The sequence below is a fragment of the Mycobacterium sp. E2238 genome (assembly GCF_001672665.1).
GTDB lineage: Bacteria > Actinomycetota > Actinomycetes > Mycobacteriales > Mycobacteriaceae > Mycobacterium.
In genome coordinates this window covers 56049-77945 of record NZ_LZKF01000063.1, presented here as the reverse complement: position 1 = coordinate 77945, position 21897 = coordinate 56049, and the positions used below count along the sequence as shown (strand labels likewise).

The 21897-nt window shown below is 67.3% G+C and carries 21 protein-coding genes; 12 read left to right on the top strand and 9 right to left on the bottom strand.

Features of this window, described 5'->3' with window-relative positions:
* Nucleotides 1-20: 20 nt before the first annotated feature.
* Complete coding sequence (locus A5711_RS26030) at nucleotides 21-296, bottom strand: hypothetical protein (protein ID WP_082953169.1); 276 nt, start codon at nucleotides 294-296, stop codon at nucleotides 21-23.
* A gap of 193 nt (nucleotides 297-489) precedes the next feature.
* Here A5711_RS26030 and A5711_RS05410 point away from each other — a divergent pair, with 193 nt between their 5' ends.
* From A5711_RS05410 to A5711_RS05400, 3 genes are read left to right on the top strand one after another with little or no spacing between them, the layout of a single operon-like run.
* Entirely contained in the window at nucleotides 490-1767 is a 1278-nt protein-coding gene (locus A5711_RS05410; RefSeq protein WP_067944611.1) for a bifunctional 3,4-dihydroxy-2-butanone-4-phosphate synthase/GTP cyclohydrolase II, read from the top strand.
* A complete protein-coding gene (gene ribH, locus A5711_RS05405) occupies nucleotides 1764-2246 on the top strand; it encodes a 6,7-dimethyl-8-ribityllumazine synthase (RefSeq protein ID WP_067944610.1) in 483 nt (160 codons plus the stop codon). The genes A5711_RS05410 and ribH overlap by 4 nt, the downstream gene beginning before the upstream one ends.
* On the top strand, nucleotides 2243-2704 hold the full coding sequence (locus tag A5711_RS05400) for a PH domain-containing protein (protein ID WP_067944609.1): 462 nt from the start codon (nucleotides 2243-2245) through the stop codon (nucleotides 2702-2704). The genes ribH and A5711_RS05400 overlap by 4 nt, the downstream gene beginning before the upstream one ends.
* A gap of 44 nt (nucleotides 2705-2748) precedes the next feature.
* Here A5711_RS05400 and A5711_RS05395 read toward each other — a convergent pair whose 3' ends face one another.
* Nucleotides 2749-3087: a hemophore-related protein gene (locus A5711_RS05395; protein ID WP_067275840.1), complete on the bottom strand. Its 339-nt coding sequence runs from the start codon at nucleotides 3085-3087 to the stop codon at nucleotides 2749-2751.
* 284 nt (nucleotides 3088-3371) lie between these two features.
* On the opposite strand from A5711_RS05395, the gene uvrC reads away from it, so the two are divergent.
* The 7 genes from uvrC (at nucleotide 3372) to A5711_RS05360 (ending at nucleotide 12491) form a co-directional block, all read left to right on the top strand.
* Nucleotides 3372-5315: an excinuclease ABC subunit UvrC gene (uvrC, locus tag A5711_RS05390; RefSeq protein WP_067944608.1), complete on the top strand. Its 1944-nt coding sequence runs from the start codon at nucleotides 3372-3374 to the stop codon at nucleotides 5313-5315.
* The gene (gene rapZ / locus A5711_RS05385; RefSeq protein WP_067944607.1) at nucleotides 5312-6226 is read left to right on the top strand and encodes an RNase adapter RapZ; all 915 of its coding nucleotides are present in this window, start codon (nucleotides 5312-5314) and stop codon (nucleotides 6224-6226) included. The genes uvrC and rapZ overlap by 4 nt, the downstream gene beginning before the upstream one ends.
* Entirely contained in the window at nucleotides 6223-7299 is a 1077-nt protein-coding gene (gene yvcK / locus A5711_RS05380) for a uridine diphosphate-N-acetylglucosamine-binding protein YvcK (RefSeq protein WP_067944606.1), read from the top strand. The genes rapZ and yvcK overlap by 4 nt, the downstream gene beginning before the upstream one ends.
* Nucleotides 7296-8273, top strand: coding sequence for a DNA-binding protein WhiA (whiA, locus tag A5711_RS05375; RefSeq protein WP_139272911.1), 978 nt, complete (start codon nucleotides 7296-7298; stop codon nucleotides 8271-8273). The genes yvcK and whiA overlap by 4 nt, the downstream gene beginning before the upstream one ends.
* A 53-nt stretch (nucleotides 8274-8326) precedes the next feature.
* Nucleotides 8327-9715: a wax ester/triacylglycerol synthase family O-acyltransferase gene (locus A5711_RS05370; RefSeq protein ID WP_067944605.1), complete on the top strand. Its 1389-nt coding sequence runs from the start codon at nucleotides 8327-8329 to the stop codon at nucleotides 9713-9715.
* A gap of 306 nt (nucleotides 9716-10021) precedes the next feature.
* Entirely contained in the window at nucleotides 10022-11206 is a 1185-nt protein-coding gene (gene hsaA / locus A5711_RS05365; RefSeq protein WP_067944604.1) for a 3-hydroxy-9,10-secoandrosta-1,3,5(10)-triene-9,17-dione monooxygenase oxygenase subunit, read from the top strand.
* Between the two features lie 34 nt (nucleotides 11207-11240).
* Nucleotides 11241-12491: a cytochrome P450 gene (locus A5711_RS05360; RefSeq protein ID WP_067944603.1), complete on the top strand. Its 1251-nt coding sequence runs from the start codon at nucleotides 11241-11243 to the stop codon at nucleotides 12489-12491.
* Nucleotides 12492-12526: 35 nt separating this feature from the next.
* Here the strand turns inward: A5711_RS05360 and A5711_RS05355 are convergent, their stop codons facing one another.
* The 4 genes from A5711_RS05355 to A5711_RS05340 all read right to left on the bottom strand — a co-directional run bounded on the left by A5711_RS05355 (nucleotide 12527) and on the right by A5711_RS05340 (nucleotide 16389).
* Nucleotides 12527-13672 carry a Rieske 2Fe-2S domain-containing protein gene (locus A5711_RS05355; RefSeq protein WP_067944602.1) on the bottom strand — a complete coding sequence of 382 codons (1146 nt, stop codon included), beginning with the start codon at nucleotides 13670-13672 and terminating at the stop codon, nucleotides 12527-12529.
* 118 nt (nucleotides 13673-13790) lie between these two features.
* A complete protein-coding gene (locus A5711_RS05350) occupies nucleotides 13791-15161 on the bottom strand; it encodes an HNH endonuclease signature motif containing protein (protein ID WP_067944601.1) in 1371 nt (456 codons plus the stop codon).
* A gap of 270 nt (nucleotides 15162-15431) precedes the next feature.
* Complete coding sequence (locus A5711_RS05345; RefSeq protein ID WP_067944600.1) at nucleotides 15432-15731, bottom strand: hypothetical protein; 300 nt, start codon at nucleotides 15729-15731, stop codon at nucleotides 15432-15434.
* A 1-nt stretch (nucleotide 15732) separates the two neighbouring features.
* Nucleotides 15733-16389 (bottom strand): DJ-1/PfpI family protein, encoded by a 657-nt coding sequence (locus A5711_RS05340; protein ID WP_067944618.1) that lies wholly within the window; start codon nucleotides 16387-16389, stop codon nucleotides 15733-15735.
* A 76-nt stretch (nucleotides 16390-16465) separates the two neighbouring features.
* On the opposite strand from A5711_RS05340, the gene A5711_RS05335 reads away from it, so the two are divergent.
* Nucleotides 16466-17413, top strand: coding sequence for a GlxA family transcriptional regulator (locus A5711_RS05335; protein WP_067944599.1), 948 nt, complete (start codon nucleotides 16466-16468; stop codon nucleotides 17411-17413).
* Between the two features lie 28 nt (nucleotides 17414-17441).
* Here A5711_RS05335 and A5711_RS05330 read toward each other — a convergent pair whose 3' ends face one another.
* From A5711_RS05330 to A5711_RS05320, 3 genes are read right to left on the bottom strand one after another with little or no spacing between them, the layout of a single operon-like run.
* Nucleotides 17442-18716, bottom strand: a complete 1275-nt coding sequence (locus tag A5711_RS05330) for an alpha/beta hydrolase (protein ID WP_067944598.1) — start codon at nucleotides 18714-18716, stop codon at nucleotides 17442-17444.
* A complete protein-coding gene (fadD12, locus tag A5711_RS05325; RefSeq protein ID WP_082975652.1) occupies nucleotides 18716-20323 on the bottom strand; it encodes an acyl-CoA ligase FadD12 in 1608 nt (535 codons plus the stop codon). Before fadD12 ends, A5711_RS05330 begins: the two co-directional genes overlap by 1 nt.
* A gap of 24 nt (nucleotides 20324-20347) precedes the next feature.
* On the bottom strand, nucleotides 20348-21088 hold the full coding sequence (locus A5711_RS05320) for a lysophospholipid acyltransferase family protein (protein WP_156744789.1): 741 nt from the start codon (nucleotides 21086-21088) through the stop codon (nucleotides 20348-20350).
* Between the two features lie 260 nt (nucleotides 21089-21348).
* Between A5711_RS05320 and A5711_RS05315 the strand changes: the two genes are divergently transcribed.
* The gene (locus tag A5711_RS05315; protein WP_067944596.1) at nucleotides 21349-21816 is read left to right on the top strand and encodes a hypothetical protein; all 468 of its coding nucleotides are present in this window, start codon (nucleotides 21349-21351) and stop codon (nucleotides 21814-21816) included.
* The last annotated feature ends 81 nt before the right edge of the window (nucleotides 21817-21897 follow it).

Sequence of the window (21897 nt, the reverse complement as noted above, 5' to 3'; positions counted from 1 at the left end):
TGCGCGCCGCGCCGGTTCGCTCAGCAGGGCTCGCCCGGAGGCGTCCAGTAGGGCTCGCCGGATGGGGTGTAGCACGGTGGTGGTGCGTCAGGCGGCGGGACCGTCATCGCGCCGGCCGGAAGGACCCAGTTACCCCAGCGACCCGGATCCGTGCACCCGCCGACGCTCACATGCCGACCGCCGACGTCGGCGCACGCGTCGGCCGTCGCCCGTTGCGGGGAGGCGACGCCCGCTGCTAGTCCGGCCGCGAACATCAAGGTCACGGCCGGTACCGCCAGTCTTACCGCGATTCTCATGCGCCCAGCGTAGATTGCTGGGACCGGATCGGGGGTCGTTTTGCCGCGCCAGTCCCCATCGTTCCGAAGGTGCACAGGCGCCGTGCCGGTCCGTCGCGAACTCCGCGGCAATAACGTGGCCCGCGCGGTGGTTCATACTGAATGCAACACTTGGGCTCTTCCTGCGGACCCCTGAGACAGCAAGGTAGCGACGATGACGAGGTTGGACTCCGTCGAGAGGGCGGTTGCCGACATTGCGGCCGGAAAGGCCGTGGTCGTCATCGACGACGAGGATCGCGAGAACGAAGGCGACCTGATCTTCGCCGCGGAAAAGGCGACGCCGGAGCTGGTGGCGTTCATGGTCCGCTACACCTCGGGGTACCTGTGCGTCCCGCTGGACGGCGCCATCTGCGACCGGCTGGGGCTGCTGCCCATGTACGCGGTGAACCAGGACAAGCACGGGACGGCCTACACCGTCACCGTCGACGCGAAGAACGGTGTGGGCACCGGTATTTCGGCCTCCGATCGCGCGACCACCATGCGCCTGCTGGCCGATCCCGCCAGCATCGCCAACGATTTCACGCGCCCCGGTCACGTGGTTCCGTTGCGCGCCAAGGACGGCGGCGTGCTGCGCCGCCCCGGCCACACCGAGGCCGCCGTCGACCTGGCCCGGATGGCCGGATTGCAACCCGCGGGCGCGATTTGCGAAATCGTCAGCCAAAAGGACGAAGGCGCGATGGCGCAGACCGACGAGCTGCGGGTCTTCGCCGACGAGCACGACCTCGCGATGATCACCATCGCCGATCTGATCGAGTGGCGGCGCAAGCACGAGAAACACATCGAGCGAATCGCCGAGGCCCGCATACCGACCCGGCACGGAGAGTTTCGCGCCATCGGCTACGCCAGCATCTATGAGGACGTCGAACACGTCGCGCTGGTGCGTGGCGAGATCGCCGGGCCCAACGCCGACGGCGACGACGTGCTGGTCCGGGTGCACTCCGAGTGCCTGACCGGTGACGTGTTCGGTTCCCGCCGGTGCGATTGCGGGCCTCAGCTCGACGCCGCGATGGCGATGGTCGCGCGGGAGGGCCGCGGCATCGTGCTGTACATGCGTGGCCACGAGGGCCGCGGTATCGGCCTGATGCACAAACTGCAGGCCTATCAGCTGCAGGACGCCGGCGAGGACACCGTCGACGCCAACCTCAAACTCGGATTGCCAGCGGACGCAAGGGATTACGGAATCGGGGCGCAGATCCTGGTCGACCTCGGCGTCCGCTCGATGCGGCTACTGACCAACAACCCGGCCAAACGGGTCGGGCTGGACGGCTACGGCCTGCACATCATCGAGCGGGTGCCGCTGCCGGTGCGCGCCAACGCGGAGAACATCCGCTACCTGATGACCAAGCGCGACAAGATGGGCCATGACCTGGCCGGCCTCGACGACTTTCACGAATCGGTTCATCTGCCAGGCGAATTCGGCGGCGCTCTGTGAGTCCTGCCGCGGGCGTGCCGGAGGTTCGGCCCCTGGATGCATCCGGTCTGCGGTTGGCCATCGTTGCGAGCACCTGGCACACCGAGATCTGCGACGCGCTACTCGCCGGTGCTCGCAAGGTGGCCGCCGCGTGGGGCATCGACGACCCGACGGTGGTCCGCGTGCTCGGCGCGATCGAGATCCCGGTGGTGGCGCAGGAACTGACCCGCAATCACGATGCGGTGGTCGCCCTGGGTGTGGTAATCCGTGGCCAGACACCGCATTTCGACTATGTGTGCGACGCCGTGACGCAGGGCTTGACCCGCGTGTCGCTGGACTCTTCGACGCCGGTGGCCAATGGGGTGCTGACCACCGACACTGAGGAGCAGGCCCTCGACCGCGCCGGTCTTCCCGAATCAGCCGAGGACAAGGGTGCTCAGGCGACCGGTGCGGCGCTGCAGACCGCGCTGACGCTGCGTGACCTGCGCGCTCGGTCGTGACCGACCAGGGGGGCTGGGACGTCGAGTTGCGTCCCTACCGCACACCTAAATTCGTTTACGGGGCGGCGATCATCATCGCCGCGGTGCACATCGCGATCGGATTCTTGCTCAAGGCCGGATCGACCGGGGTGGTGTTCCAGACCAGCGACCAGGTGGCGATGGCGCTGCTCGGTCTGGTCCTCGCGGGCGTGGTGCTGCTGTTCGCCCGGCCCCGGCTGCGCGTCGGGGCCGCCGGCATATCGGTGCGTAACCTACTGGGCGACAAATTGATCGAGTGGCCGGACGTCGCCGGTGTCTCGTTCCCGGTGGGGAACCGCTGGGCGCGCATCGACCTGCCCGACGACGAGTACATTCCCGTGATGGCCATCCAGGCCGTCGACAAGGAACGCGCGATCGACGCCATGGACACCGTGCGATCGCTATTGGCGCGGTATCGGCCCGACCTGCATAGCCACTGAACGGGCTATCCGTGCTCGCACGGATAGCCCGTCAGGTGGATCGGTCAGAAGTTCTTACAGTCGGTCATCATCTGCTGGAAGATCGGCAAAGCCTGCTGCGCGCCCTGGTTGTGCTCGATGGCGTGCAGCAGGTTCACGCGCTGATCCGGCGACGACGCCAGGTACTGCTGCAAGAACTGCTGGTTCGGCGGCGACTGGTCGAGGTACTGAGCGGCCATCGGGTTTTCCGCGTGCACCGCCCGCATCGCCTGGTCGTAGCTGCAGGTCGTGTTGATCATCGGGCCGTAGTCAGGGGCAGCCGATGCGACCCCAGCTGCGGCGGTCGACGCCAATGCCAGGCCGCCAACCCCCATCGCGATCCTGGTCAACGAGCGCTTGAACATCTGTGGACTCCCTCCATTGATTGCCACCCACTGTAACGTCCAGCTACCACCTTGGTAACCAGAACGAGAGCCGTCCAAACCGTCCACACCGCGTGTTAGTCGTCGTAACCCGAGGTCGTCGGCCCTTTTCTGGGAGTTGGCGGATCTCTCGGCGGCTGACCTATTTATCGAACAAGCGCTCGAATGCGTTACAGGCAGCGGTCGAACCAGGGGCGCCGTTCTCGGCGCGTCGAGCCGTGATCCCGAGGGGCCGGCATCCGCCCGACGGCTACTAGCCTGGATGGGTGCCAGATCCCGCCACGTATCGCCCTCCGCCCGGGTCCATCCCGGTCGAGCCGGGCGTCTACCGATTCCGGGATACGCACGGACGGGTCATCTACGTCGGCAAGGCCAAGAGCCTGCGGAGCAGGCTGACGTCCTACTTCCAGGACATCTCCGCCCTGCACCCGCGCACCCGGCAGATGGTGACCACCGCCGCCAAGGTCGAGTGGACGGTGGTCAACACCGAAGTCGAGGCGCTGCAGCTCGAATACAACTGGATCAAGGAGTTCGACCCGCGGTTCAACGTCCGCTACCGCGACGACAAGTCGTACCCGGTGCTGGCCGTCACCCTCAACGAGGAATTTCCGCGGCTGATGGTCTACCGCGGGCCGCGCCGCAAGGGCGTGCGCTATTTCGGGCCCTACTCCCACGCCTGGGCGATTCGGGAGACGCTGGACCTGCTCACCCGCGTGTTTCCGGCCCGCACCTGTTCGGCCGGTGTGTTCAAGCGGCACAAGCAGATCGACCGTCCGTGCCTGCTCGGATACATCGACAAGTGCTCGGCGCCTTGCATCGGCCGGGTCAGCGCCGAGCAGCACCGCCAGATCGTCGACGATTTCTGCGACTTCCTGTCCGGCAAGACGGACCGCTTCGCGCGCGAGTTGGAACAGCGAATGCACGCCGCGTCCGACGAACTCGACTTCGAGCGGGCCGCTCGCCTGCGGGACGACCTGGGTGCGCTCAAACGCGCCATGGAGAAGCAGGCCGTGGTGCTCGGCGACGGCACCGATGCCGACGTGGTCGCCTTCGCCGACGACGAGCTGGAGGCGGCGGTGCAGGTGTTCCACGTCCGCGGCGGCCGAGTGCGCGGACAGCGCGGCTGGATCGTCGAAAAGTCCGCGGAGGCGGGTGATTCCGGCGAGGAGCAGTTGGTCGAGCAGTTTCTGACGCAGTTCTACGGCGAGCAGGCCGAACTGGGTGGTGCGGCCGACGAGGCCGCCAACCCGGTGCCGCGCGAGGTGCTGGTGCCCTGCCTGCCGTCCAACTCCGACGAACTGACCAGCTGGCTGTCCGGCCTGCGCGGTTCGCGCGTCGCGCTGCGGGTGCCCCGCCGCGGCGACAAGCGGGCACTCGCCGAAACCGTACAGCGCAACGCCAAAGAGGCTCTGCAGCAACACAAGCTGAGAAGGGCCGGCGACTTCAACGCCAGATCGGCTGCGCTGCAGAACATTCAGGAAGCCCTCGGGTTGGCTGATGCGCCGCTGCGCATCGAATGCGTCGACATCAGCCACGTGCAGGGCACCGACGTGGTGGGCTCGTTGGTGGTGTTCGAGGACGGCCTGCCGCGCAAGTCCGACTACCGCCACTTCGGGATTCGTGAAGCCGCCGGGCAGGGGCGCTCGGACGACGTCGCCTCGATCGCCGAGGTGACGCGGCGCCGGTTCGCGCGCCACCTGAGTGAACAAAACGATCCGAATATGCTTTCACCCGAAGGAAAGTCGCGCCGATTCGCTTATCCGCCCAACCTCTACGTCGTCGACGGAGGCGCACCGCAGGTCAACGCGGCCAGCGCCGTGCTCGAAGACCTCGGCATCACCGACGTCGCGGTGATCGGTCTGGCCAAGCGGCTGGAAGAGATCTGGGTGCCGTCCGAGCCGGATCCCGTCATCATGCCGCGCAACAGCGAAGGCCTTTATCTGTTGCAACGGATTCGCGACGAGGCGCATCGGTTCGCCATCACCTACCATCGCAGCAAGCGATCCAAGCGAATGACCGCCTCGGCGCTGGATTCGGTGCCAGGATTGGGGGAGCATCGCCGCAAGGCGCTGGTAACCCATTTCGGATCCATTGCCCGCCTCAAGGAGGCCACCGTCGACCAGATCACGGCCGTTCCCGGTATCGGTGTGGCCACCGCCACCGCCGTCCTGGAGGCGTTGCGACCTGACCCACCCGGAGAAGCCGAATGACGGGTGAATTGGCGGAGGGCCACACCCGAGGTGCCCCGGCCGGCATCGATGTCGTTCTGGTGACCGGATTATCGGGCGCGGGGCGGGGTACCGCCGCCAAAGTGCTCGAGGACCTGGGCTGGTATGTGGCCGACAACCTGCCGCCCCAGCTGATCACGCGGATGGTGGATTTCGGCATGGACGCCGGGTCGCGGATCACCCGGCTGGCGGTGGTGATGGACGTGCGGTCGCGCGGCTTCACCGGTGACCTCGATGAGGTGCGCAACGAGCTGGCCACCCGAAACATCAGCCCGCGGGTGGTGTTCATGGAGGCATCCGACGACATGCTGGTGCGCCGCTATGAACAGAACCGCCGCAGCCATCCGCTGCAGGGCGACCAGACCCTGGCCGAGGGCATCGCCGCCGAGCGCCGGATGCTGGCCCCGGTGCGCGCCACCGCCGACCTGATCATCGACACGTCGACACTGTCGGTGCGGGGCTTGCGGGAGAGCATCGAGCGCGCGTTCGGCGGCGAAGCCAGCACGTCGATCAGCGTCACCGTCGAATCGTTCGGCTTCAAGTACGGCCTGCCGATGGACGCCGACATGGTGATGGACGTGCGGTTCCTGCCGAACCCGCACTGGGTGGACGAGCTGCGCCCGCTCACCGGACAGGACCCGGCCGTCAGTGAATACGTGTTGAGCCAGCCCGGCGCCGCGGAGTTTCTCGACGCCTACCATCGGTTGCTTTCTCTGGTCGTCGACGGTTACCGCCGGGAGGGCAAGCGGTACATGACGGTCGGAATCGGCTGCACCGGTGGTAAGCACCGCAGCGTTGCGATCGCCGAGGCGCTGATGCAGATCCTCAAGGCCGATGAGGGCGAAGCACAACTTTCGGTGCGGGTGTTGCACCGGGACCTGGGGCGCGAATGAACGCGCCGACGAATAAGGGCATCGTCGCGCTGGGCGGCGGACACGGTCTGTACGCGACGCTGTCCGCGGCCCGCCGGCTGACGCCGCACGTCACCGCCGTGGTGACCGTCGCCGACGACGGTGGTTCCTCCGGGCGGCTGCGCAGCGAATTGGATGTGGTGCCACCGGGTGATCTGCGAATGGCGTTGGCGGCCTTGGCATCCGACAGCCCGCACGGGCGGCTGTGGGCGACCATTCTGCAGCACCGCTTCGGCGGCAATGGGGCGTTGGCCGGGCACCCGATCGGCAATCTGCTGCTCGCCGGGCTGTCGGAAGTGCTGGCCGATCCAGTGGCCGCCCTCGACGAGCTGGGCCGCATCCTGGGCGTCAAGGGCCGGGTGCTGCCGATGTGTCCGATCGCTCTGCAGATCGAGGCGGACGTGTCGGGCCTGGAGACCGACCCGCGGATATTCCGGCTGATTCGCGGCCAGGTGGCGATCGCCACCACACCGGGCAAGGTCCGACGGGTGCGCCTACTGCCGTCCGATCCGCCGGCGACCCGTCAGGCCGTCGACGCCATCATGGCCGCCGACCTGGTGGTCCTCGGTCCCGGCTCGTGGTTCACCAGCGTGATCCCGCACGTGCTGGTGCCGGGTCTGGCGGCGGCGCTGCGGGCCACCACCGCCCGGCGGGCGCTGGTGCTCAATCTGATGGCCGAGCCGGGGGAGACGGCTGGCTTCTCCGTCGAGCGTCATCTGCACGTGTTGGCCCAGCACGCACCGGGGTTCACCGTGCACGACATCATCATCGACGCCGAGCGCGTGCCCAGTGAGCGGGAGCGCGAGCACCTGCGCCGCACCGCGACGCTGCTTTCGGCCGAGGTCCACTTCGCCGATGTGGCCCGACCTGGTACACCTTTACATGATCCAGGCAAACTCGCGGCGGCCCTGGACGGGGTCCGGGCGGCCCACAAGGGTCCGGGAGCGCCTCCGGTCACGGCCACCGCGGAAATTCGGGTCGACGGTGCAAGTCCACAGACCGGTGGAGATGGACCGGGCGGCAGCGGACCGAGGAGTGACGACGCGTGGCGATGACGACCGAAGTCAAGGACGAGCTCAGCCGCCTGGTCGTGAAGTCGGTCAGTGCGCGTCGCGCGGAGGTCACGTCCCTGCTGAGGTTCGCCGGTGGATTGCACATCGTCGGCGGTCGGGTGGTGGTGGAGGCCGAGGTGGACCTGGGCAACGTCGCGCGCCGGCTGCGCAAGGACATCTTCGAGCTCTACGGCTATAACGCGGTCGTGCATGTGTTGTCGGCCAGCGGGATTCGCAAGACCACCCGTTACGTGTTGCGCGTGGCCAACGACGGCGAGGCGCTGGCACGCCAGACCGGACTGCTCGACAACCGCGGCCGGCCCGTGCGCGGTCTGCCCGCCCAAGTCGTGGGGGGCAGCGTCGCCGACGCCGAGGCCGCCTGGCGCGGAGCCTTCCTCGCGCACGGGTCGCTGACCGAGCCGGGACGGTCGTCGGCTCTGGAGGTCAGCTGCCCCGGCCCGGAGGCCGCGCTGGCGTTGGTGGGCGCGGCGCGACGGCTCGGGGTCAGCGCCAAGGCACGCGAGGTGCGTGGCGCCGATCGGGTGGTGGTGCGCGACGGCGAGGCGATCGGCGCGTTGCTGACCCGGATGGGCGCCCAGGACACCCGGCTGATCTGGGAGGAGCGCCGGATGCGCCGCGAGGTGCGGGCGACTGCCAACCGGCTCGCCAACTTCGACGACGCCAACCTGCGCCGCTCGGCGCGGGCGGCGGTCGCGGCAGCGGCCCGCGTGGAACGCGCATTGGAGATTCTCGGCGACACCGTCCCCGACCACCTGGCCTCGGCCGGCAAGCTGCGCGTCGAGCACCGGCAGGCCTCGCTGGAGGAGCTCGGCCGGCTCGCCGACCCGCCGATGACGAAAGACGCTGTGGCGGGCCGCATTCGCCGGCTGCTGTCGATGGCCGACCGTAAGGCCAAGATCGAGGGCATTCCGGACACCGAGTCGGCAGTGACACCTGATTTGCTGGAAGACGCGTAACTGGACGCGCGAATCGCTGTTCGCAACGAGTAGGCGGGGGCTACGGTCGGGGGATGAAGCGGCTTTCGAGCGTTGATGCGGCGTTTTGGTCGGCCGAGACTGCGGGCTGGCACATGCATGTGGGGGCACTGGCGATCTGTGACCCGAAGGAAACACCCGAGTACAGCTTTCAGCGGCTCCGCGAACTGATCATCGAGCGGCTGCCCGAGCTGCCGCAGCTGCGGTGGCGGGTCACCGGTGCGCCGCTCGGGCTGGACCGGCCGTGGTTCGTCGAAGACGAGGAATTGGACATCGACTTCCACATCCGGCGCATCGCCGTGCCGGCGCCGGGCGGGCGGCGTGAGCTCGAGGAGCTGGTTGGCCGGTTGATGTCCTACAAGCTGGACCGTGCCCGGCCGCTGTGGGAGATGTGGGTGATCGAGGGCGTCGAGGGTGGCCGGGTCGCGTCGCTGACCAAGATGCACCACGCCATCGTCGACGGCGTCTCCGGGGCCGGCCTGGGTGAGATCCTCTTGGACGTCACGCCGGAACCGCGCCCGCCGCAACAGGAAACGGTCGGATCCCTGGTGGGCTCGCGCATCCCGGGCATCGAACGCCGGGCGGTGGGCGCGCTCATCAACGTCGGCGTCAAGACGCCCTTCCGCATCGCCAGGCTCGTGGAGCAGACCGTGCGCCAGCAGATCGCCGCGCTGGGCGTGAGCGGCCGGCCCCCGCGGTACTTCGAAGCGCCCAAGACCCGGTTCAACGCACCCGTGTCGCCGCACCGCCGGATCACCGGCTGCCGCGTCGAGCTGGCCCGGGCCAAGGCCGTCAAGGACGCCTACGGCGTCAAGCTCAACGACGTGGTGCTGGCGCTCGTGGCCGGGGCGGCCCGCGAGTACTTGCAGAAGCGCGGCGAGCTGCCGGCCAAGCCGCTCATCGCGCAGATCCCGGTCTCCACTCGCACCGACGACAATAAGGAGGACGTCGGCAACCAGGTGAGCTCGATGACTGTCTCGTTGGCCACCGACGTCGAAGACCCGGGGGAGCGGCTGCGGGCAATCCACGAAAGCACCCAGAACGCCAAGCTGATGGCCAAGGCGTTGTCGGCGCACCAGATCATGGGGCTGACCGAAACGACGCCGCCGGGACTGCTGGGGCTGGCCGCGCGGGCCTACACCGCCAGCGGGCTGTCGCGAAACCTGGCCCCCATCAACCTGGTTGTGTCCAACGTGCCCGGTCCGCCGTTCCCGTTGTACATGGCCGGCGCCAGGCTCGATTCGCTGGTGCCGCTCGGGCCGCCCGTCATGGACGTCGCCCTGAACATCACCTGCTTCTCCTACACCGACTACCTGGACTTCGGTTTCGTGACGACGCCCGAGGTGGCCAGCGACATCGACGACATGGCCGACCGCATCGAGCCGGCGTTGACCGACCTGGAGAAGGCCGCCGCGCGGGAGTGAGCTAGCGGCGTAGCAGTCTCCGAAATGTCGTTGGCGCCTTAGGTTCTCGACTTCACTTCCAGGGTCTTCGCCCCTGATCCCGGGTGACCGGATCGCGGCGTGTGACGACGATTCCCGTAGCGAGGGCGACCGGCGCGGGACAGCTATGGGACTTTATGCCCTATTTCCGACTCGGCGTCGGGCCATAATTAGAACAAGTTACAGACCAGGTTTTATTGCTGCTGTACTGCGGAAACAACGAAATATTTGGCTGCCATTGCAACGTCATCTAGTTCGGTGATCAGTGCGCACGTCAGGAGGTAAGCAGTGACGTCCGTTCGAGAAGTTGATGCCCAGTCGGTGTTGGCCGCCATCGACGACCTTTTGCCCAAGCTGCGGCAGCGGGCAGAGGAGACCGAGGATCTGCGGCGACTGCCGGACGCCACCGTGAGCGAACTCCAGGACATCGGCTTCTTCCGGCTGCTGCAACCAGCGCAGTGGGGCGGGATGCAATGCGATCCGACGGTATTCTTCGAGGCCGTCAGGCGCCTGGCCAGCGCGTGCGGGTCAACCGGATGGGTGGCATCGATCCTTGGCGTGCACAACTGGCACGCGGCGCAGTTCGACCAGCAGGCCCAGCAAGACGTCTGGGGCGAGGACACGGGCGTGCGCATCTCCTCGTCGTACGCTCCGATGGGCGCCGGTCGGGTGGTCGACGGTGGTTATGTGGTCAACGGCTCGTGGAACTGGTCGTCGGGTTGCGACCACGCCACGTGGACCTTCGTCGGCGGCCCGGTGCTCAAGGACGGCCAGCCGGTCGACTTCGGCAGCTTCTTGATCCCGAACAGCGATTACCGCATCGACGACGTCTGGCATGTGGTCGGCCTGAAGGGCACCGGCAGCAACACCCTGGTGGTCAAGGACGCCTTCGTGCCCCGGCACCGGTTCCTGTCCTACAAGTCGATGAACGATCACACCGCGGGCGGGCTGGCCGTCAACACCGCTCCTGTCTACCAGATGCCGTGGGGAACAATGCATCCCACCACGATCACCGCCCCGATCGTCGGCATGGCCTATGGCGCCTACGAATCGCATGTCGAGCATCAAGGCAAGCGGGTGCGTGCCGCGTTCGCGGGCGAGAAATCCAAAGATGACCCCTTCGCCAAGGTGCGCATCGCCGAGGCGGCCAGCGACATCGACGCCGCGTGGCGACAGCTGATGGGCAACGTCGGCGACGAATACTCGTGCCTGGTGGCGGGCCGGGAGGTCCCGTTCGAGCTGCGGACCCGGGCCCGTCGCGACCAGGTGCGCGCCACCGCTCGCGCGGTCGCTTCGATCGACCGGCTGTTCGACGCATCGGGCGCCACCGCGTTGGCCAATAGCGCTCCGATGCAACGGTTCTGGCGCGACGCGCACGCCGGCCGTGTGCACGCCGCCAACGATCCCGAGCGGGCCTACCTGATCTTCGGCAATCACGAATTCGGGCTGCCGGCCGCCGACACCATGGTCTGACTCAATGCTGATCTGACTCGCAGAGGAGCCATCGATGACCTGCCCGCACCTTCCCCCCGGCTTCGACCCGACCGACCCGAACATCTACGCCGAGCGCCTACCCGTCGAGGAGCTCGCCGAACTCCGCCGCAACGCACCGATTTGGTGGTGCGACCAGCCCGTCGGCAAGGGTGGTTTCAACGACGGCGGCTTCTGGGTGGTGACCAAGCACAAAGACGTCAAGGAGGTATCGCTGCGCAACGACGTCTTCTCCAGCTGGCTCAACGGCGCCATCCCGCGCTTCGCCGACGACATGAGCCGCGAAGACATCGACGTGCAGCGGTTCGTCCTGCTCAACATGGACCCGCCGCACCACACCCGGCTGCGCAGGATCATCTCCCGCGGGTTCACGCCACGCGCGATCGGGCGGCTGCGCGACCAGCTCAACGAGCGGGCGCAGGCCATCGCCAAGGCCGCCGCCGCCGAGGGTTCCGGCGATTTCGTCGAGCAGGTGGCGTGCGAATTGCCGCTGCAGGCTATCGCCGGGCTGCTCGGGGTGCCGCAGGAGGACCGCGGCAAGCTCTTCCGGTGGTCCAACGAGATGACCGGCGCCCAGGATCCCGAGTACGCACATATCGATCCCAAGGCGTCATCGGCGGAGGTGCTGGCCTACGCGATGAAAATGGCCGAGGTCAAGGCCGAAAATCCCGGCGACGACATCGTTTCCACGCTGCTGCAGGCGGATATCGACGGCGAGAAGCTGTCCGACGACGAGTTCGGGTTCTTCGTGATGATGCTGGCGGTCGCCGGCAACGAGACCACCCGCAATTCGATCACCCAGGGCATGATGGCGTTCGCCGACTTCCCCGACCAGTGGGAGCTGTACAAGAAGGAGCGCCCGGAGACCGCGGCGGACGAGATCGTCCGGTGGGCCACCCCGGTCACCGCGTTCCAGCGCACCGCCAACCGGGACACCGAGCTGTCGGGCGTGACGATCAAGAAGGGTCAGCGGGTGTTGATGTTCTACCGCTCCGCCAACTTCGACGAGGACGTCTTCACCGACCCGTTCACGTTCGACATCTTGCGGAATCCCAACCCGCACGTCGGATTTGGCGGCACCGGCGAGCATTACTGTATCGGCGCCAACCTGGCCAAGTTGACGATCAACCTGATGTTCAACGCCATCGCCGACCACATGCCCGACCTCAGGCCCATCGCAAGACCGGAGCGGATCCGGTCCGGCTGGCTCAACGGCATCAAGCACTGGCAGGTCGACTACACCGGTAAGTGTCCGGTCGAGCATTGAATCTTATTGCGGCTGACTCCTATTGCGGCTGCATCCTATTGCGGCTGCGCGACCTTGGGCCGAAGATTCTCTTCTACCTCCGCATGCCAGTGCTTGTTCGCGGCGGTCGTGTCGACCTCATACTCAAAGCGGTCGGTCATCTCCGGCGTGACCTCCGCGGCATCGACATAGAACTGCTGATACCAGCGCCGCAGCTGATAGACCGGGCCATCCTCTTCCACCAGCAACGGGTTCTCGATTCGGGTCTTGTGCTTCCAGATCTCGACGTCCTGCAGGAAGCCCATGCTGACGCCCTCGGTGAACGCTTCGGACAGCTTCTCGGTGGCGGCGTCGTCCATGCCTTCCGGCTTCCGCACCTTGATGCCCCACTGCAGCATGAAGGAGTTCTGCGTGACAGGGTAATGACAGTTGACGAGGATCGATTCCACTTTGTAGCCGCCGTAACTGTTGTGCAGCCAGTTGATCATGAACGACGGGCCGAAGTAGGAGGCCTCGGAATCCAGTGTCTGTTCACCGGTGTAGTGCGACCCGCCGAGCAGCACATCGGGCCGGCCGACAGTGCGCAGATATTGCGAGGCGATATGCCCCTCGAAGACGTTCTTGAAATACGTCGGGAAGCCGTAGTGGATATAGAAGAAATGTGCCATGTCGACGATGTTGTCCACGATCTCGCGGCAATTCGAACCCTCGATGAGCTCGCTGCGCCAGCGCCAGTCGGTCCACGCGTCGCTGGCGGCCTCCGGAATGTCGGGGATCTGCAACTGCGGTGACGGCGGATTGCCCTCGTGGTCGTGCCAGACGAACAACAGGCCGTTGTGCACCTCGGTAGGCCATGAGCGGGTGCGGGCCATTCGCGGTGTGCGCTTGGCATACGGCACCTCCTTGCACCTGCCGTCGCCGCCCCACCGCCAATCGTGAAACGGGCACGCGACGGTGTCGCCCTTGACCACGCCCTGCGACAAGTCTCCGCCCATGTGCCGGCAGTAGGCGTCGAGGACTCGCAAATTGTCGTCCGAGTCGGCGAAGACGACGAGCTTCGTGCCGAAGATGTTGACCGGATGAGGCTTTCCGTCGAGGAAGTCTTTGGCCACGCCCAGGCAGTGCCAGCCGCGGGCAAACCGGCTCGGCAACGTTCCCACGTCGATCTCTCGCACCCCGACGCCGGCGGTATCGATACTCACTTCACGCCTCCAGTCGCTCGCGCGGCTACTAGAACACGTTATAGTTTTGCGGCGGTCAGGCTGATATACACGCAGGCTAAAGCCCCTAGATTTGTGACTTATGGCCCTAGTTGATGGGTCAAACGGGGTCGTCGTCTGGGTCTTCTTGGTCGCGGAGGAATCGTTCGGGGTGGTGGTAGGTGTTGGTTCGGGGTTGTCCGCGGTCGAGGTGGGGTGGTGGGAGCCATTCGGTTTCGCCGCGGGTGTTGGTGCGGGTGGTCCAGCCTTGTTCGGCGAGGCGGTTGTCGGGGCCGCAGGCCAGGGTGAGGTCGTCGATGTCGGTGCGGCGGGTGGTGGTCCAGCCGGTGATGTGGTGGACCTGGCTGTGGTAGGCGGGGGCATCACAGCCGGGTTTGGTGCAGCCGCGGTCCTTGCCGTAGAGCATGATCCGTTGCGCGGGGGAGGCGATTCGTTTGGTGTGGTGCAGCGCCAGTGATTTGGCGCCATCGAAGATGGCGAGGTAGTGGTGGGCGTGGCCGGCCCAGCGGATCACATCGCTCATGGGTACCAGGGTGCCGCCGGCGGTCAGGGCCTTGCCGGCGGCGGCCTCCAGGTCCTGCAGCGTGGTGGTGACCACGATCGAGACCGGCAACCCGTTGTGCTGGCCGAGTTTTCCCGAAGCCAACAGGCCGCGCAGACCGGCGAGGAACGCGTCGTGGTTGCGCTGCGCTGTCGAGCGGGTGTCGCGGCGCACCGTGTCCTCATCGGGGGTGGCATCGACCACCGGAGTCTCATCCTCGGGATTGCACGCCCCGGGGGCGGCCAGTTTGGCCAGCATGGCCTCGATGGCGGCGCGTAGCTCCGGGGTGATCATGCCGCTCAGGCGCGACATGCCGTCGATCTCCTGGGCGCCCAGGGTGATGCCGCGTTTGCGGGCCCGCTCGGCGTCGCTGAATTCCCCGTCGGGGTGCAGCCAATCCATCACCCGCCCGGCGTATTTGGCCAACTCGTCGGGCCGATAGCCGGCGGCCTTGCCGGCCAGGTCGGCCTCGGCGGCCTGGCGGGTCAATGCGTCCACCGCGGCGGGCAGCTGGGCAAAAAAGCTCCGGATGACTTTCACGTGGCTGTCACCGATGACCCCATCGCGTTGGCCGGCCGCGGTGGCGCTCAGTTGCGGGGCCAGCGGCTCGCCGGTCAACGCGCGCCGCTCGCCCAGATCGCGGGCGTCGGCGATGCGCCGGGCGGCCTCGGCCTTGGTGATGCGCAACCGATCAGCCAGGCCCACCCGCAGCGAGCCACCCAACTCCGCGGGGCTGGCCTGGGCGTCGAGCTGGTTGATCAACGCGTGCTGCGGGGCGCGCAACCGGCGGTACACCCGTTCCAGGCGCTCCAGGGCGCGCAGCCGCTCCGGGGTGGTCAACACATCAAAAGACAACCCACACAGGCGCTCCACGTCGTCGTCGAGCGCGTCGAACACCTCGACGATCTCCTCACGACCACTGACACCCATGCCGCAAACCCTACGAACACCCACCGACAAAAACGGCCGCCATGTGACCACTGAAGCCAAAGTGACACAAGGGATTACAACGAGTTGGCACCCGATTGGCGACCCGCATCGCCCCGGCTAGGCCGCTCGCGATCGCCACTGGGGGATCGCCGCCACCAGGTGAACCGACAGCAGGAACGCGCTCACCGGTCCGCTCGGCCTACCGTCGTATAAGGCTCGTTGGCAAAGGTTTTCGGATCATCGAGCAAGTTCATCTCCGCACCCGATGCGTCAGCCGCGGCGCGTGCCGGTCACCTTCGAGCGGGGCAGCCGCCCTGCCCGTGAATGACCGTTCAGCTGGTCACCGGTGACGGTCACGTCGAACTCGAGGTTCAACCGCATCGGCTTGGTGACCGACTGCCGCCAGGTCACCCTGTCGCCGTCGACCGAAATATCCCATAGCGACGTGGTTTCGCCGTTCAGGGTGGCGGTGCCGCGAAGGCCGTCCTCATCCGGGCTGAAGGCGTAGATGACGACCAGCGACCCGATCGGCGTCTTGATAAGTACGTCCCACTCTCCGAGGATGGGCATGTCAGATCTCCACCGGTTCGCGCCCCGACGGCTTCCACACGATGCCGCGGCGCTCGTATTCGAACAGCTCCTCCACGGCGTGCGCGACGCGGGGCCCGTAGGAACGCTCCAATAGGTAGAGCGCCAGGTCGAGACCGGAGGTGACGCCGCCCGCGCTGACGAAGTCGCCGTCGTCGACGACGCGGGCCCTGACAGCGTTCACTCCCGCCGCGTCGAGGAGGTCGATGCCCAGGTAATGGCTTGTGGCGTAGCGGTTCTCGATCAGCCCCGCCATTGCCAGCAGCGCCGATCCGCCACAGACCGATCCGACGATGACCTCGGAGTCGTCAAAGCACCTGCGCAGCAACGGAATGAGGGGAGTGTCGAGTGTGCGGGCCAGCAATACGGGAATGGTCTCGGCGCCGTGGTCCGGGTCGCCCGCGATCGCCCCGCTCACACCGGGAACGATTACGTATCCCGGCTTGGTCGGGTCCAGGCCGCCGGTGGCCAGCAATGCGACATCCTCGGTGCCGCTGAGTACTTCGCGGCGTCCCTCGGCGGAGACGAGCTCGACGATCAAGTCCCCACCCACCGCCTGAGCGCCCGCCGTGAGTACCTCGAAGGGGGCGATGACGTCGAGCAGATCGAACTTGTCGATCAGGACGATTTGTGCGAACACGATTGCCAATGCTGGCAGGACGGGTGCCGCAGAACCAGTGGCAAGAAGGACGCATTGCGCTGGTATATTGCCAAACGTGCATCGGGTCGCCGTGGTTGCGTTGCCGGATTGCGTGGTCTCCGACCTGGCGACACCGATCGACGTCTTCGGCCGGGTCAGGCTGCCGGACGGCCGAGCGGGCTACCGGGTGCGGGTGTGTGGGACGGAGGCGGAGGTCGGTGCGGGTCCGATTCGCATCGCGACCGACCACGGGATCGACGAGCTCTGCGACGCCGACACCATCGTGGTGCCCGGCTCCAACGATCCGTTGGCGCCGGCACCGCGGGCACTGATTGTCGCGCTGAAGGCGGCTCACGACAGCGGGATTCGCATCGCTTCGATCTGCACCGGTGCCTTCGTTCTTGCCGCCGCCGGTGTTCTCGACGGCAAGCGGGCGACGACACACTGGCTGGGAGCCGCCGACTTCCGAAACACCTATCCCGCCGTCGATCTCGACCCGGATGTGCTTTACGTGGACGAAGGTCAGATCTTGACGTCGGCCGGGGCGTCGGCGGGTCTGGACCTGTGTCTGCACCTGGTCGCCCGCGACTACGGGTCGGCCGTCGCCGCGGAGTCCGCACGCCTGGCCGTCGCGCCGCTACACCGGGCCGGCGGCCAAGCGCAGTTCATCCTGCGCAATCGGCGGCCGGCCAACACCCGCCTCGACGGGGTGCTCGCCTGGATCGAAGCACATGCGCACGAAAATCTGACGCTGCAGGAGATCGCCGCCTACGCGGCCACCAGCACTCGTACCCTCAATCGCCGCTTCCAGGCGGAGACGGGCCAGACACCGATCCAATGGCTCACCGGTGTGCGGGTGCGCCATGCTCAGCAGCTCCTGGAAGGCACGTCCGACAACGTCGAAAGCATCGGCCGTCGTGTGGGTTTCGAGTCGGCCGCAAACTTCCGCGAGCAGTTCAAGCGCCTCGTCGGGGTGTCACCACAGGCGTATCGCACGGCGTTCCGCGATCAGGTGTCGCGCTAGGCGGTGCGAGTGGTTGTCGGCGTGGTCCTTAGTCGCGATCGGGCGGGTTCGTCGCGTACACCCAGGACAGGAACCGCGCGACGGCCTCGGCGGACCGATGCGCCCGGGGCGAACTGAAGATGTCGAAAGCGTGTTGCGCGCTTGGTAATTCGGCGTAGGCGACGGGGGACTTCGACACCGCGCGCAGCTCCTCGGTGAACTCCTGAGCTTCGCCGACGGGGATCAGGGAATCGTCGCGGCCGTGCAGGACGAAGAACGGGGGCGCGTCGGCCCGCAGCCGCCGGATCGGCGAGGCGTCGACGTAGACGTCGCGGTGCGCGTCGAATTGCCGCTTCACTACGAACTTTTCGAGCAGCGAGACGAATTCGGGCCGACCCTCGCCCTCGGTCGAGAACCAGTCGTAGCGGCCGTAGATCGGGACCGCCGCCACCACCGACGTGTCGGCGTCTTCGAAGCCCGGCTGGAATTGCGGGTCGTTGGGGGTCAGCGCCGCCAGCGCGCACAGGTGTCCGCCCGCGGAGCCGCCGGTGACGGCGACGAAGTCGGGGTCACCACCGTAGTCGGCGATGTTCTCCTTGACCCATGCCAGCGCCCGTTTGACGTCGACGATGTGGTCGGGCCAGGTGTGGCGGGGCGAGACGCGATAACCGATGGACACGCACACCCAGCCGCGGGCGGCCAGGTGGCTCATCAGCGGGTAGGCCTGCGGCCGGCGCATCCCGATCATCCAGGCCCCGCCGGGCACTTGCAGCAGCACGGGCGCCTTGGCGTCCCGCGGCAGGTCGCGGCGGCGCCAGATGTCGGCGAGGTTGGCGCGACCGTTCGGGCCGTAGGACACCACGTTCGTCTTCTCGACGTAGCGCCGGCGGGCGACGGTGTTGCCCAGCGGCAGGCTGCGCCGCCCGCTGCGCGTGGGCTTGGCGTGCGGCAGACTGCTCAGCGCCTCTTCGTAATCGTGTCCGAGCTGCTCGCGTAGGCCCGCCTCGAGCACCGGGCCGGGGGTGGTGATGCCGCGGTAGCGGATCACCCCGAGGATCGCCCACGACGCGGCCGTCAGGGCCAGCGCCGCCTTGCCGCGCCGTCCCTCGAAGTGGCCGCGCCGCGCGCGCCGCAGCGCATCCACCAAGGAGACGGTGAAGTAGACGCCTGGCACCTCCGACGTCGGCCAGCCGAACCAGAAGACCAACACGGTGCTGTAGCCCTTGCGTGCCAGCGGCCGTAATCCGTTGGCGGCGTTGGCCAATTCCAGTGCGGCCCGCGCCAGCGGCCGGGGGCGCCGCAGTTCCGAGAGGCGGCGGCGCATCAGCCGTTGACCCGAGCTTGCAGTTCGTTGCGTTGGATCTTGCCGGTGCTGCCGCGCGGGAGTTCGTCGAGGACGGCGATCTCGCGGGGCACTTTGTAGTTGGCCAGGTTTTCCCGGACATGCTGTTTGAGCGTCTCGGGCGTGGCCTCGGCGCCCGCGTTCAAAACCACGAATGCCGCCAGGCGCTGGCCGTACTGCTCATCGTCGACGCCGATGACCGCGGCCTCGGCCACGTCGGGGTGCGCCGCCAGCGTCTTCTCCACCTCGATCGGATAGACGTTCTCGCCGCCGGAGACGATCATCTCGTCGTCGCGGCCGACCACGAACAACCGGCCGGCCTCGTCGAGGTAGCCGACGTCGCCCGACGACATGAACCCCGCGTGAAAATCCTTGGTCGTGCCCGAGGTGTAACCCTCGAACTGGGTGTCGTTGCGGACGTAGATGGTGCCGACCTCGCCGGTGGGCAGCTCGTTGAAATCGCTGTCCAGAATTCGGATTTCGGTCCCGCCCGCCGGGCGGCCCGCGGTGTCGGGTGCGGCGCGCAGGTCCTGCGGAGTGGCCGTGGCGATCATGCCGGCCTCGGTGGCGTTGTAGTTGTTGTAGATCACGTCGCCGAACTCGTCCATGAACGCGGTCACGACGTCGGGCCGCATCCGCGAGCCCGATGCCGCCGCGAATCGCAATGACTTGCAGCTGTACCGCTTTCGCACCTCGGGCGGGAGCTCCATGATGCGGTCGAACATCACCGGCACCACTGCCAGGCCGGTCGCCTGGTGCCGGTCGATGAGGTCCAGCGTGGCCTCGGGGTCGAACTTGCGCCGGGTGACCACGGTGCACGCCATCGACGCCGCGAAGATCAACTGCGAAAAGCCCCACGCGTGGAACATCGGCGCCACGACCACCACCGTCTCCTCGGCCCGCCACGGCGTTCGGTCCAGGATGGCCTTGAGCGTGCCGATGCCGGCGTTGCCGCCGGTTTGATTGGCGCCCTTGGGAGTTCCGGTGGTGCCGGAGGTCAGCAGGATCATCCTGCCCTTGCGTCCGGTGCGCTCGGGTTGCCGGCCGGTGTGCTCGGTGATGAGCTTTTCGACGGTCAGCTCGTGCTGCCCGTCGGTCCAGGCCACGATGCGGGTGGCGTCCGGTTTGTCGGCCAGCGCACGGTCCACCGTGTCGGTGAACTCCTCGTCGTAGATGACGGCGTCGACGCCTTCGCGGTTGACCACCTCGGCGAGCGCGGGCCCGGCGAATGACGTGTTGAGCAGCACGACGTCGGAGCCGACCCGGTTGGTCGCCACCACCGCCTCGACGAAGCCGCGGTGGTTGCGGCACATGATCCCGACGACCTTGGGCTGGCCCGAGGGCAAGGCCTGCAGCGCCGCGGCGAGCGCGTTGATCCGCTCGTCGAGCTGGCGCCAGGTCAGCGTGCCGAGCTCGTCGACCAGGCCCGGCCGGTCCGGGCAGCGTTGCGCCGCGCTGGCGAAGCCCACGGTCATCCCCATGCCCTCGCGGCGCATGGCGGCGGCGATCTTCAGGTAGCGGTCGGGCCGCATCGGCGCAATCATGCCGGCGCGCCGCAGGGTGGTGATGACGCCGAGGGCGTCGCTGATCGGACCCAAAGGAGAAGCCACTGCTCAGCCCAGGATCGGGAAGCGTCGCTTGGCGGCCAGGTCCTTGAGGGCCTGCTGCATCACCGACCGCACGTGCTCGTCGACCTCGTCGACGTCCGGGTCGTCACCGAATTGCGCGGTGATATCGATCGGCTTCAGCACCTGCGTGACGATCTTGGTGGGCAGCGGCAGATTGGGCGGGATCACCGCACTGAAGCCGAAGGGGAAGCCGAACGACAACGGCAGGATCGCGCTGCGCAGCAAGCGCTTCACCCCCAAGCGCTCGGCCAGCCAGGTGCCGCGCGACAGGTAGAGCTGCGTCTCCTGTCCGCCGATGGACACCGCGGGCACGATGGGGACGCCGGACTCGATCGCCGTCCTGACGTATCCCTTGCGGCCATCGAAGTCGATGACGTTCTCCGAGAGCGTGGGCCGGTACGCGTCGTAGTCACCGCCGGGGAAGACGATGACCACCCCGCCGGACCGCAGGGCCTTGGCCGCGTTCTCCCGGTTGGCCCGGATGTATCCGGTACGGCGGAAGAGCTCGCCGGTGGGGCCGGCCATGAGGATGTCGTGGCTCAGCGTGTAGATCGGCCGGTCGTAACCGAATTTCTCGTAGAAGTGGACGCTGAAGATGGGGACGTCCATCGGGAACATGCCGCCGGAGTGGTTGCCCACGACGAGCGCCCCGCCGGGCGGGAACGACTCCAGGCCGTGCACCTCCGACCGGAAGTATGTCTTCATGGCCGGGCGCATCACGCTCATCAGGCGCTGGGTCAAGACGGGGTCGAATTTGCCGATGTCGCCGACATCGGAGTGATCGTTGTCGGTCACGTTCCTCCCTTAGACGCTCCCGCGAGGCCGCCCTAGGTATGAGGAGCCGCGTCGAATTCCTCGATGGTAGCGACCGGGGCGCGGCGGCGGTCATGGTGTTTATCTCTTTCCTCTTCCGCGATATGGTGCCGGCCCGGCCCTGCCGCTATTGTTACGACGCACTCAGTGAAATCTCGAGAAACGGGACCCCGATGGACGTTGCCGGTTTGTCCCCCGAGCGCAACGCCCGCTCGGGCGCCGCGCGCAGAAGTGCCCCCCGCGCCCGGCGGCCCCACGTCGGGGTCGTTCGCACCGAACCGGCCCATCGCGGTCAGGGCCCGTCGCCGTCCGCACCGACCACGGGCCGCCCGGCCGGTGACGTCGATCCGGCCAACCCGGACGCGGCGGACCACCGCCAGGCCGACTACTTCGTGCGGCTGCTCTCGCAGAACCGCAGGCTCATCGAACAGCGGCTCGACGACTACCAGAAGGCGATCGTCGCCGCGCAGGCCAGCGGCGACGTCGACGCCGTCTGCAGCCTTCGCCGCATGGCGCGCATCGAGGAACAGGACCGGGACAATCTCGACGGCATGCTCGAGAAGTTGCGCCGCCGATTCGCCCGCCGGGTACCCGCCGAGCCACCCGCCCTTTCCCCGCGGCCCCGGTCCGCGGTCCGGTAGCTATTCGCCTACGGCGCAGCGGTTTTCGTCGCTGGGGCGACCGGCGCAGGGTTGGGCGCGCCGATTCGGCCACACCCGCTT